This is a genomic window from Microcystis sp. M_OC_Ca_00000000_C217Col, from assembly GCF_007095585.1.
GTDB lineage: Bacteria > Cyanobacteriota > Cyanobacteriia > Cyanobacteriales > Microcystaceae > Microcystis > Microcystis panniformis.
In genome coordinates, this window is the sequence record NZ_SFBV01000042.1 from 1 (window position 1) to 12869 (window position 12869).

Here is a 12869-nt window from a genome sequence, read left to right on the forward strand (position 1 = left end):
ACGCTTTACCAATAAAGCTTAGAGGGAATCCGAACTAGGGAAGTATTCGGAGGTCTGTGCCAGATTGTGTCTCGATGCGGTAGTCTCTACTTGCGGCGCCTAAATTGGTTTAGGCAAGCTCCGTCCCTTTTATGGCTGGGTTAGTGACCGATCGTGCTAAGTTATAAACCGCATTGATTGTGATTTGGATAGGCAAACCATGCGATCGGAAACCGAATCGTCTCCTTTAGAGGTTAGCAAAACCACAAAACCCCCTCGATTAATTCTAGAAGGTTTATACGCTTTCTCGCCTAATCGGGAAACCCTAGGGGGAACCTCTTATCTTATTGTAGAAAATACTGGCAATATTCTGGTGGATTGTCCTGGCTGTGACGAGAGCGAGCGGGATTTTCTCCGAGAAAAGGGAGTCCGTTACTTATTTTTTACCCATCGCGGGGGTCAGGGTAAACAGAGCGATTCTCTGCAAAGTTGGCTTGATTGTGAGATTATTCTACAGGAACAGGAAGCCTATCTGCTTCCTCACCGTCAAATTACCGTTTTTCAGCAGCAAATCCAGTTATCTCCCACTTGTAGCGGTTTTTGGACTCCAGGCCATTCTCCCGGTTCCTCCTGTCTCTACTGGAACCGTCACGGGGGGGTTTTATTTACCGGTCGTCATCTTCTCCCCGACACCAAGGGTCAACCGCAACCTCTACAGACCGCGAAAACTTTCCACTGGCCGCGGCAATTGCGATCGCAAAAGGCCATTTTAGACCGTTTTAGTCCGGAAACCCTCTCCTATCTTTGTCCTGGAGCTAATACCGGCTTTTTGCGCGGTCGGGGAATTATCGATCGCGCCTACGAAAAAATCAGCGCCAATCCTCTTAACTAAAGACTTTTTAGAAGCTGCATCGTTCAATTCTCAAACATCATGAATTTAACCGTTAAAGACTTAGGTGAACAGGGATTGCTACCGATTCTGCAAAAATATTGTCCTGCGGAGATTATCGGTGATGATGGGGCGATTTTATCCCTCAAAGACGGTTACTCTCTCGTTGTCACCACTGATGTTTTAGTCAATAACGTCCACTTTAGCGATCTTACTACCTCTCCGGAAGATGTGGGCTGGCGAGCGGCGGCGGCTAATTTATCCGATTTAGCGGCTATGGGGGCAGAACCCCTGGGAATTACGGTAGGATTGGCTTTAACTCCCGATCTAGCCATCGATTGGCTAGAAGGACTCTATCGGGGTCTTAGCTCTTGTCTGCAAGTATATCAGACGGCGATCGTTGGTGGCGATGTCTGTCGGGCTACGGAGATTAACATCAGCATCACTGCTCTGGGACAAGTGGCAAAAAATGAAGAAATTAGACGTTTTAACGCAAAAGTGGGCGATAGTATCGTTATTACAGGTTATCACGGTTTATCGCGGGCTGGATTAGAGTTACTCTTGCACCCTGAAACCGGGAGGAATTTAAATTCCGCCCAAAAAAAGCGATTAATCCAAGCTCATCAACGCCCGCGACCGAGACTCGATTGCATACCACATTTACAAAAAATTGTCAAGCAATTTCCCATCGCGGGCATGGATAGCAGTGACGGGTTAGCAGATGCCATCATGCAAATTTGTCGCTGTAGTGGGGTTGGTGCCGAAATCGAGAGTATTCCCCTGCATCCAACCCTGAAAGAATATGTAGGAGCCGAAAAAGCTCTAGAATGGGCTTTATACGGCGGTGAAGACTTTGAGTTAGTTTTGTGTTTGCCCCCGGACAGTGCCAGAGAATTGCTGGAGCAAGTGGGGGAAGAGGGGGCGATAATCGGTCAAATTGTCCCGGGGAAAGAGATAAAATTAGCCGACGGTAGAAACCTCAGTTTAAGCTCTGGCTTTCAACATTTTTAGCCTCTATAAATCGCCAAAACCTTTCTTTTTCTTGATTTTCTTCGGTTTTTTCGGGCTGCCACCTTGACCGCGGAACCCCGGTTGATTGCCCCCCCCAAACATTCCGCCACCCATCCCAGGCATCCCCGGCATAGCGGGCATTTGTCCCCGTCCCATCTGTTGCATCATCGTTCGCATTCTGGTGAAATTAGCAATTAGTTTGCTAACTTCTGTTTCCGGATGTCCCGAACCTTTGGCAATGCGACGACGACGATTAGGAGACTTAGCCAATAAATCGGGGTTAGCGCGTTCCTCCGTGGTCATGGAATTAATCATCGCTTCCGTGCGTTTTAACTCTTTTTCGCCCTTTTCGATGTCTGTCCCGCTCAGTTTGCCCAGACCGGGGATTAACTTGAGGACTCCCCCCAGGGAACCCATATTTTTTAACAGCCGCATCTGTTTGAGGAAGTCATTAAAATCAAACTTAGCCTCTAAAATCTTGGCCTGCATTTTGGCCGCGTCTTCTAGGTCTAACTGTTCCTGAGCTTTTTCCACTAGCGTCAGGACATCACCCATATTGAGGATGCGACTGGCGAGGCGATCGGGATAAAATGGCTCTAAAGCTTCTACTTTTTCCCCAACCCCAACAAATTTAATCGGTTGTCCCGATATTTGCCGCACTGATAGGGCTGCCCCGCCGCGAGTATCGCCATCGAGTTTGGTGAGAATTGCCCCCGTGATGCCGATTTGTTGGTGAAAAGTGTTGGTAAGACTGGCCGCTTCCTGACCGGTCATCGCATCCACCACTAATAAAGTGTCGTCGGGGTTGACAATTTTCTTGATTTGTGCTAGTTGGCCCATCATCTGGGTATCTATCTGCAAACGACCGGCGGTGTCGATGATAACGGTATCTACGCCTAATTCTTTGGCTTTTTCCACACCTTGACGGGCGATATCGACGGGATTAGCCTGAGAACCCATCTCGAAGACGGGAACATTTATCTGTTTACCGAGGGTGATTAATTGGTCAATGGCCGCCGGACGGTAAACATCGGTAGCCACCATCAGGCAGCTTTTGGACTGTTTGCGGAGATATAGGGCTAATTTGGCGGTGGCGGTGGTTTTTCCTGTCCCTTGCAACCCGGCCATTAAAATTACGGTGGGGGGTTTATCGGCCTGAGCTAGGGGAACGTTACTTTCCCCCATAATTTTAACTAATTCATCATAGACAATTTTGATAAATTGCTGGCCAGGATTGACTCCGGAAATAACTTCAGCGCCGAGGGCTTGTTTCTCGACCTCAGCAATAAATCCCTTGACTACCTGTAGGTTAACATCTGCTTCTAATAAAGCCCGCCGGACTTCTTTGAGGGTTTCTTGTATATTGGCCGAGGAGATTTTATCTTGACCTCGTAATTTTTTCCATGCGTCTTCTAAGCGGTCGGCCAGTGCGTCGAACATAGTTTCGGAATTAAATTTTTAACTAGATCGATTTTATCTCAAATGTCCGGTGAAGACCCCCGTTCTTAGCCTGTCAATAGTCCCGGACCTGCATGGTGCGGCCAATCTCCCGGTGTAGGAGAGTGAGCAGCGGGGAGAGACAATCCATAATTGGGTTTTTAAAGTGCGATTTACTTTTGATTGCTCAGAAATAGTCGTAATTTTAATAAACTGAGAGTCTGACCGAGATTGAGGGGAAGGAGGGAAATGCCTTCTAACCGCGATTGTAACCAACCATCACCCCAATACCATTCGTGATAGCCATCGATACCTTGACTCAAAAGCAAGCGTAAACACTGGTCATTGGCTAATAAAACCTGATGTTGTACGGGAATTAAACCTAACCAAGAGGTAAAAGTCAAACCTTCCTCTAATTTATCGGGTAGATTGGGCGAGAGCATTTGCGGCCACAGCCATTGACGGAGATGAGCAGTTTTGAGCAAACTATCCCGGATAGCCTGTTCACTGGCCGAGATTTCGATACGCAGCTGACTTTGTTGAAAATTGCCGAACATATTGTTGTCTGATAATTTTTGTTAAGTTAGTTAAAGAATAACTAAAAATCGGGACAGCGTTTTCCAAGGATAACAGTAAGTAGTATGGCAGATAAATTAATCCGCGCCACGGCCGCCGATGGCGGAATTAGAGTAGTAGGAGTGATTACCACTCGTTTAACCGAAGAAGCTCGCCAAAGACATAAATTATCTAACGTAGCCACTGCCGCTCTCGGTCGCACGATGGCATCGGCTTTACTCTTGGCTTCCAGTTTAAAAAAACCCGGTTCTAGGGTCAATATTCGCATTAAAGGCGACGGTCCCCTAGGCGGTGTTTTAGTTGATGCTGGACTCGATGGCACGGTGCGGGGTTATGTGGACTGTCCCCAGGTGGAATTACTCCCCAATGCTCAGGGTAAATTAGATGTGGGTCGCGCCGTGGGTAACAAAGGTTATGTGCGAGTCTTGCGGGAAGAAAAAGGTGAGGAGAGAAATGAACTTCAGGAAAGCATCGTCGAGATAGTTTCTGGGGAAGTGGGGGAAGATATCGCCTACTACCTGGACCAATCGGAACAAATTCCCTCCGCTTTGCAAGTGGGGGTTTTTGTCGGTACGACCACAGGAGTAACGGCTGCCGGGGGAATTTTATTACAAGTTCTCTCGAAAGAGGCCGCCAGGGATGAGGTCTTAGTGGCTCGTTTAGAGTCGAGATTGCGAAAATTAACGGGATTTACGCCTCTTTTACGGGCAGGAAAGGGTCTAGAAGATATTTTTCAGGAACTTCTCGGAGATATGGGTCTAGAAATTTTTCCAGCTGTGCAGATGCTGCGTTTTGATTGTGATTGTTCTTTTGAACGGGCCCTAGGAGCTTTAAAATTCCTTGGGGTCGATGAATTAAAAGACATTATCGAAAAGGATAAACAAGCGGAAGCCATCTGTGAGTTTTGCCAGGAAGTGTATAGTGCCAACGAGACGCAATTAATCCAATTAGTCGAGTCTCTACAAGCTGAATCTTGCTGAGAAGTCGGGCAATGAGCGCCCTTAGGGTAAAATCTATCTAAAATATCTGTCAGGGAGTCGTGAATGTTTAAAGGAAAAGAATTAACCAAAAATCTAGTCAAACGAGAATCGATTGACTCCCTGACTCGTTGGCCAGAGAAAACTAAGTCTTTTCTTTTTCTCTTTTGGTCCCGATACCAGCATCGTTTCACTTGGAAAGTTTGGGCGGCTTTATTTGTGGTCGTCTTTGGCGGTGTTGGCTTTCTCGCCACTTGGCAGTTATTAAATATGCAGAAGTCGCCCAATTGCCCCAAAATCTTCTGGCCTATTGCTTCTGCCTCCCTGCGTCTCTACTGCGCTCAACTTTCCGCCGATAGTCGCACCGTGGAAGGATTACTCGCAGCAATTGCCCTGGTGGAAGCTTTACCCGAGGACCATCACTTGCGATCGCAAGTTAATCAACAGGTGGAAGAGTGGGCGCGAGATATACTGAATTTGGCTGAAAAAGACTATCAAGCGGGAAATTTAGAGCAAGCGATCACTAAAGCTCGTCAAATCCCCAATAATATGGCAGTAGCGGCAATTATTGAAGAAAGAATCGCTAAGTGGCAAGGAACTTGGACGCAAGGCAACGATATCTTAAGCAAACTAGAGGAAAATCTCCGCGCTTCCAACTGGAATCAATCTTTCCGCCTAGCAGTGGATTTATTGAACTTAAATAACGAATATTGGGCAACGGTTAAATATAATGAAGCGCTCGCTAAAATTACCGTCGCCCGGGAAGATAGCAGTAAATTAGATAATGCCTTTAATCTCTTTGCCCGGGGCGGTCTCGACAATTGGTTGAAAGTCATCGAAGAAGCTAGAAAAATTCAAGCCAGCAGTTATGCCTATCAGGAGGCCCAAAAATTAATCGGGAAAACCGAGGATAAACTAAAAGAATACGCCGAAAGATTAATTGAGCGGAAGCAATGGCAAGCTCTCCGGGATTTGGCTAACCAAACCCCCAAAGACCTCAAAATTAAAGAAGATGTCACCGATTGGTCTGTCTTGTCCGAAGCGGCCTTAGATGCGGAAGCTGGCACGGTGGACGGATTAGAAGCTGGCATACTGGGACTAGAACAAATCGACGCTTCTCGACCTCTCTATCAAACGGCCCTAGCTATGAGGGAACGCTGGCAGTTACAGGTACAGGATGTAAAAATACTGTCCGAGGCTAGAGATTTAGCACAAGCAGGTACAATCGGGCAGTATAGCGCCGCTATCGCAAAAGCGGGCGAGGTTCCCCGTAATAATCCCCTCTGGTCGCAAGCACAGCAGGAAATTGGCTCTTGGAATCGTCAAATACAAGTCATAGAAGACCGGCCGATTTTAGAACGGGCGCGGGAAATCGCTATCCCCGGCGATATTAATTCCCTCAGTAACGCTATTATTCAGGCGCAGGCTATTGGTAAAAATCGGGCCTTATACCGAGATGCCCAACGGGAAATTGACGACTGGCAAGTACGGATTGAACGCATGGAGGATCAACCCATTTTAGATCAGGCTCAAGCTTTGGCCAATCTCAAAGACTATAGCACAGCGATCGACACTGCCAATCAAATTCCCCCTGGTCGCACTCTTTCCGCGGAAGCATCCCAAAATATCCGTCGTTGGCGCCGAGAGTTGCGGGCCCGTCAAAATCTCCAACAGGCTAATCAATTAGCGGCGATGGGAACCGCAGAAGGTTTAACCCGAGCGATTGCTTTAGTTACCAATATTTCCACTAAAACCGATGCGGGTGTGCAACGGACTGAATTGCTGGAACGTTGGAGTTATCAGCTTTTGTCTTTAGCCACGGACCAAGCTAATAATGGCAGTTATCTGGAAGCTATTCGCCTTGCTGAATCCGTATCCCCGGAAAGTACCGCTTACAGTTCGGCTCGCTCCCAAATACGAGGCTGGCGCAATATTCTCCAACCTCCGGCCCCACCACCAATAGTTGAATCGACTCCCCTTTCCCCAGAGTCCCCGATAGAAGCACCAAGTCCGGGTCAATAATCAGTTTTAGGGGCTGTTTTTGCCGTGGATTACCCCTAAAAAAAGTCCCTCATCCCCAGGGGTCTGTCAAGTTAAATCTGTATTATACTAAATCCTGTTTACAAGGGATAGGATGGCGGAGGAGCGGGGAGAAACAATCCATAACTTGGGAGTTCATCGCACTATTCAAAACCGATTTAGTATAAATTGCCAACAAATAACCAAAGCCAATTTTAAAAAGATAATAAGTAGGTAGGCGTTAAAAATTATCAGACACCCCCCCTTATCAAGGCTGTCCATTAGTCACATCTTTCTTAACATTTCAAACCTTTGTAGCACAACGCTTTCAAGACTCGGTTAACAATTTGTAATATTCTTTGTTGACACCCTTACTGACAAAGAAAAAACTGAAATCAAGTCAGGATAAGAGTTGGAGTGCTTAATGAAAAAATTGTTAAGAAAGATACCTATAAGGGATAGAAGGGTAGGGTTGATTCATGAATTAACCCTACCATGAATTAACCCTACCATGAATTAACCCTAGGAATTAAGGGGGGGGATAAAGGGGGGATAAATCTTCAATTTAATTATAACCACTTACTTAGGTGTTATGAATTACATTAATCAATCAAGCAAAAAACAGACCTCCGTAATTTCTATGAAAGCAAGTGAGGTACTGGATTTATATGCCAAAGGGAAACGCAATTTTACAGGAGTAAAATTAAAAGGACAGTGTTTTCAGGGACAGAATTTATCGGGGGCTAATTTTAGTAAAGCAGATCTGCGTGGTACTAATTTTCAAGGGGCTATTTTAGAGAGAACTAAATTTACCGAGGCTAGGGCAGGATTACTAAAGCGCGGTCGGCTACAATTAATTTTAATTTCTTGGTTAATAGCGGCTATCTGCGGCTTTGTGTGGGGATTAGCTGGTTATTATCTAGCTTTAATGCTGGTGACAGATGTAAGCCAATTTAAAATCATTGCTGCGGTGATAATCACGATTTTATCCCTAATTTACGGAAGATTTTATCGTCAGCGAGTTGGGGGATTACCCTTAGTTTTATCCTTGATTTCTGGTCAATCAACAAGTTTTATCCTAGCAATTTGCATCAGCTTAATTTTAACTTTATTGACAGTAATTATCTTGGCTTTTCAAGGAGCATTAGCTGGAATAGCCGTGATGAATGTAACTTTTTCTATAGCTTTGATTGTTGGGTTTTGTGGTAATTTATTCACCGCTTATCTGGCCTGGTTGTCCCTAGAAGAATCGAGAGAAACAATCACGAAATCGATAGCAATTGCTTTTTTAGCCAGTCAAGGTACAAATTTTTGCGGAGCAAATCTTAAAGAAGCGGATTTCACGGGAGCGCAGTTAAAAGCCACTGATTTAAGGGCAAAAGATTTAACTAGAACTCGATTTTATCTGGTATCGGGCATCGAGCGAGCGCGCTGGGAAAAGACAATTTTAGCCGAAGTGGCGATGAGAAATCTTCTGGTTACTGGTCAAGGGGAAAATAAAGCTTATATTGGCTATAATTTTCGCGGACTAAATCTTTACGGGTTTAACTTCAAAAATGCCAACCTGACTAGGGCAAATTTGAGCGAGGCAAATTTAGCCTACGCTAATCTAGAAGGGGCAAATTTAGCCCATAGTAACGTGATGAGAGCCAATTTACAGGGGGCCACCCTGACGGGCGCTTGTATCGAAGCTTGGAAAATCGCCGAAAATACCAATTTAGAAGGGGTTGATTGTGATTATATCTATTTAGTCGAGTCCGAGGGAGAGCGCCGTCCCAGGGAGGGAGAATTTGGGGAAGGGGAATTCCGGCAATTGGCCCTGGAGCAGCGAAAATTGTATATTGACGAATAGGACAACTGCTATACAAAGCTAAAATTGCTGCGCCGAGGCGGACAATTAGAGGGATAATAAGACCAGCCTTAACACCTATCCCCCGACTGGTAACTGATCACTGATAAGCGATGGTGAATATTTCTAATCAAGTTACACCCAATTGGGGACTAGCGCCCCAGGCAAAAGTCCCCGATGTCCAAATCCTAGCGGCGATTGATATTGGTACGAATTCGGTTCACATGGTAGTGGTGAAAATTGAACCGTCTTTACCCGCTTTTACGATTATTGCCAGAGAAAAGGATACAGTCCGTCTGGGCGATCGAGATAGGAAAACCGGTAAATTAACCCTAGCGGCCATGGAAAGAGCGATCGCCGCTTTAAAACGCTGTCACGATCTGGCTATTAGTCTCCATGCGGATCAGATTATCGCTGTTGCCACCAGCGCCACCCGGGAAGCGGCCAATGGTGACGAATTTTTGGCTTTAATCGAGAAAGAAGTCGGTATTTCTGTAAATCTCATCTCTGGACAGGAGGAAGCGCGCCGGATTTATCTCGGTGTCGTCTCGGGGATGGATTTCCAAAACCAAGCCCATATTATTATCGATATTGGTGGCGGTTCCACAGAATTAATCTTAGCCGATAGTCAAGAAATTCGCTTTCTTAGTAGTACCAAAATCGGCGCGGTGCGTTTGACGCAAGATTTGATCACCACCGATCCCATTAGTACCACAGAATTAGCCTATTTAAGGGCATACACCCGCGGAATGTTGGAGCGGGCAGTAGAGGAAATTAAACATCATTTACAGCTGGGAGAAGTGCCGCGTTTAGTGGGAACTTCTGGGACGATCGAAACTTTGATGACTATCCATGCTTTGGAGAAATTAGGGGAAATTCCCAATCCTTTAAATGGCTATCAATTAACCCGCAAAGATGTCAAAGAATTAGTCAAACGTTTCGCCACTTTGGACTATCACCAAAGACTGGCAATTCTGGGGATGTCCGATAAACGGGCTGAGATAATTCTAGCCGGTTCGATCGTGCTTTTGGAAGCGATGACCATGTTAGATGTTGATAAGTTAGTTCTCTGTGAAAGGGCCCTGCGAGAAGGGGTAATCGTCGATTGGATGCTGACGCACGGTTTAATTGATAATCGGTTACTTTATCAGAGTGAAATCCGTCAGCGCAGTGTCTTGAAAATAGCGAAAAAGTATCAAGTTAATTTAGAATCGGCCGAGAGAATAGCGACATTTTCCCTGTCTTTGTTCGAGCAAACCCAAGCACAATTACATTCTTGGAATCAGGAGGCTAAAGATTTATTATGGGCGGCGGCAATTTTACATAATAGTGGTTTATATGTTAGTCATGCTGCCCATCATAAACATTCCTATTATTTAATTCGCAATGGTGAACTGTTGGGCTATACGGAAATAGAGTTAGAAGTTATCGCTAATATCGCTCGTTATCACCGCAAAAGTAAACCGAAGAAAAGACACGATGATTTTATGAAATTAACGGAATACTATCAGTATATGGTCAGACATCTAAGTGCTATACTGCGCTTGGCCGTGGCTTTAGATCGACGACAAATAGGAGCGATTAAAAAGATTGAATGTAAGTATGATCCCGAATATAGAACCCTACATCTGCATCTTTTTCCCAATAATGCTGAAGATGATTGTGCTTTAGAATTATGGAGTTTAGACTATAAAAAACCTGTTTTTGAGGAAGAATTTGGGGTGAAAGTAGTGGCAACTTTGGCATTTTTACCCTGAAATCATGAGCGATCAGTAGCTTGAAATCGGCAAGATGGAAATTTTCGAGACTTGTTACCTATTATTCTAGGTCAAGATTATCGATCGAGGTAAATTGATAAGTAGGTAGGCACAATTATTTGTAGGATGGGTTAGCGGTAGCGTAACATAATCGGGCGTTGGGTTTCATGCTTCAACCCAACCTACGTTCTAGGTCAAGATTATCGATCGAGGTAAATTGATAATTTTTGTTGATAGTCAAGCAAAAAAAACGTTAAAAACTGCGAAGTTACTGTTATAATCCAGAGGGAATAGGAACGCAGGAAGAAAAGGAGCAGAAAAACTTGTTGCAATTAGCCAAAATTGGCCGCTTGATCGCTCTGGGTTGCTTAGGAACGATACTGACTAGCTTTCCTGTCCTCTCGGCCGAGAGAATCACTTTTATCTTAGCGCCCTTTAGTCGTACCCTAGAAATTAGTTCCCTAGAAAAGTTTGCCAAAACTGGCAGAATTGACGCTAATCTAAGACAATATTTAGGTAATACAACTGCGGAACAACAAAAAGAATTTCGCCAAGCTTTAACCACAAGTAAAGAAATTAATCCCGTCCTGATCTCGCGCTTTTTTAACTCCACAATGGGGGAAGATATCCTCAACCTCTTAGGGGAACTGATCACCATTCAAGGGGGTATTAATGGTAAATTTGCCCTGCGTTCTGCCCTAATTAAATCAGCTTTTGAACCGGAAGGGGTAACTATTCTTAGCCTGCTGCGTAATCTGCCCACTAATATGCAGATTGATGTGACAAAAGTGCAAAGATTAGCTCGGGCGATCGATGTCGTCCTGAAAGCCACCACAGTATTCACAGAAAAGGTGGCGCAATTATCCTTAGAAGAAGCTAAAAAGGCCGGTGAAATTAATTTTACCGCTATGACCGACCCCCGACAACCGGGACCGCAACAAGTGGAACAGATGCGGCTGGATTTAACCGATAGCCGTCGTCAGAGGGAACTTTATCTAATTATTGTCAAACCCAAGGGGCAATTAACCCAGAAAACCCCCGTTATCGTCTTTTCCCACGGTTTAGCTTCCCGTCCTGAAGATTTTGTCCGACAAGCGGAACATTGGGCTAGTTACGGTTATCTCGTCGCCATACCCCAACACCCCGGCAGCGATACCCTACAGGTACAGAATCTACTCGCCGGTTTATCGCGGATGGTTTTTTATAGCAACGAATTTGTCAATCGTCCATTGGACATATCTTTTGTGATCGATGAATTACAAAGACGCAACGCGGGGGAATTTCAGGGGCAATTAGATTTAGATAATGTGGGAGTTGGTGGACATTCCTTCGGCGGTTATACAGCCTTAGCGGTGGGTGGAGCGACGATCGATTTCGAGAATTTACAACGGGACTGTCAAAGAAGATTAGCTTTTCTCAATGTCTCCCTCTTGCTGCAGTGTCGTGCTTTGGATTTACCCCGAGAAGAATACAATTTTCGCGATCCGAGAATCAAAGCGATTTTTGCGGTTAATCCGTTTAATTGGAGTATTTTTGGGGCTAAAGGACTGGCTAAGATCGAAATTCCCACTTTTGTAGCGGCAGGAACCTACGATCCCGCTACCCCCGCTATTTTTGAACAGGTGCGCTCTTTTCCCCTGCTCAACACCGAAAATAAATATTTAGCTCTGATTGAAGGTCAAGCTCACGTCGATTTTTCGGTACTAGATGCGGGAATTAACGAAGCGATCGAATCCATAGCCGATCTTACCCTGCCAGCACCATATCTGATCGATAGTTACGCCCATTCCCTATCTTTGGCCTTTTTTGAGGTGTATATTCGCAAAAACTCCGGCTATAAACCTTTTTTACAGGCGGCCTATTCCCAATATCTCAGTCAAGGCCAGGAGTTTCGATGTTTTCTGATTACCCGCGCCTCCTCGGCCGCTTTAGAACAGCTAATCGAAGATTTTATCGCTCAAAATGTCCGTTAATCAGTTATCAGTTATCAGTTATCAGTTATCAGTTATCAGTGTTCAGTGTTCAGTGTTCAGTGTTCAGTCATCAGTTAACTGATAACTGAAAAAATTACCACCTCCTAGTCCCAATTCATAATTCATAATTCATAATTCATAATTTATGTTTGTTGAGGGCGTTTAAGTAGTAATTGGATAGCCAAAAGAATTAAACCAATGGTGACAAAAGCAAAAATAAAGGTTCCTATATCAGTTATCAGTGATCAGTTATCAGTTTACTGATCACTGAAAAGCTCCCCACTTCCCCACTTCCCACTTCCAATTCATAATTCATAATTTATGTTTGTTGAGGGCGTTTAAGTAGGGTTTGCTGAATATCAGTGATCAGTTATCAGTGATCAGTTATCAGTTTACTGATCA

At 44.9% G+C, this 12869-nt stretch carries 10 protein-coding genes; 7 read left to right on the forward strand and 3 right to left on the reverse strand.

Annotation, left to right across the window (positions count from 1 at the left end; genetic code table 11):
• The first annotated feature begins 199 nt into the window (after positions 1–199).
• Together EWV66_RS02475 and thiL are read left to right on the forward strand one after the other, a co-directional pair.
• Positions 200–871, forward strand: a complete 672-nt coding sequence (locus EWV66_RS02475) for an MBL fold metallo-hydrolase (RefSeq protein ID WP_072926834.1) — start codon at positions 200–202, stop codon at positions 869–871.
• 39 nt (positions 872–910) lie between these two features.
• Complete coding sequence (gene thiL, locus EWV66_RS02480; RefSeq protein WP_072926837.1) at positions 911–1879, forward strand: thiamine-phosphate kinase; 969 nt, start codon at positions 911–913, stop codon at positions 1877–1879.
• 3 nt (positions 1880–1882) lie between these two features.
• On the opposite strand, the gene ffh is transcribed toward thiL, so the two are convergent.
• Positions 1883–3319, reverse strand: a complete 1437-nt coding sequence (gene ffh, locus EWV66_RS02485) for a signal recognition particle protein (protein ID WP_052275929.1) — start codon at positions 3317–3319, stop codon at positions 1883–1885.
• A 170-nt stretch (positions 3320–3489) separates the two neighbouring features.
• Entirely contained in the window at positions 3490–3873 is a 384-nt protein-coding gene (locus tag EWV66_RS02490; protein WP_002791292.1) for a hypothetical protein, read from the reverse strand.
• A gap of 84 nt (positions 3874–3957) precedes the next feature.
• Here EWV66_RS02490 and hslO point away from each other — a divergent pair, with 84 nt between their 5' ends.
• The 5 genes from hslO (at position 3958) to EWV66_RS02515 (ending at position 12467) form a co-directional block, all read left to right on the forward strand.
• Positions 3958–4872 carry an Hsp33 family molecular chaperone HslO gene (hslO, locus tag EWV66_RS02495; protein WP_002759591.1) on the forward strand — a complete coding sequence of 305 codons (915 nt, stop codon included), beginning with the start codon at positions 3958–3960 and terminating at the stop codon, positions 4870–4872.
• Positions 4873–4935: 63 nt separating this feature from the next.
• Entirely contained in the window at positions 4936–6891 is a 1956-nt protein-coding gene (locus EWV66_RS02500; protein ID WP_287108479.1) for a BAR domain-containing protein, read from the forward strand.
• A gap of 637 nt (positions 6892–7528) precedes the next feature.
• Entirely contained in the window at positions 7529–8740 is a 1212-nt protein-coding gene (locus tag EWV66_RS02505; RefSeq protein WP_249264936.1) for a pentapeptide repeat-containing protein, read from the forward strand.
• Positions 8741–8850: 110 nt separating this feature from the next.
• Positions 8851–10494 (forward strand): Ppx/GppA phosphatase family protein, encoded by a 1644-nt coding sequence (locus tag EWV66_RS02510; protein WP_052275925.1) that lies wholly within the window; start codon positions 8851–8853, stop codon positions 10492–10494.
• Positions 10495–10817: 323 nt separating this feature from the next.
• A complete protein-coding gene (locus tag EWV66_RS02515) occupies positions 10818–12467 on the forward strand; it encodes an alpha/beta hydrolase (RefSeq protein ID WP_072926844.1) in 1650 nt (549 codons plus the stop codon).
• Between the two features lie 143 nt (positions 12468–12610).
• On the opposite strand, the gene EWV66_RS23965 is transcribed toward EWV66_RS02515, so the two are convergent.
• Positions 12611–12709, reverse strand: a complete 99-nt coding sequence (locus EWV66_RS23965; protein WP_502705676.1) for a DUF3082 domain-containing protein — start codon at positions 12707–12709, stop codon at positions 12611–12613.
• Between the last annotated feature and the right edge of the window lie 160 nt (positions 12710–12869).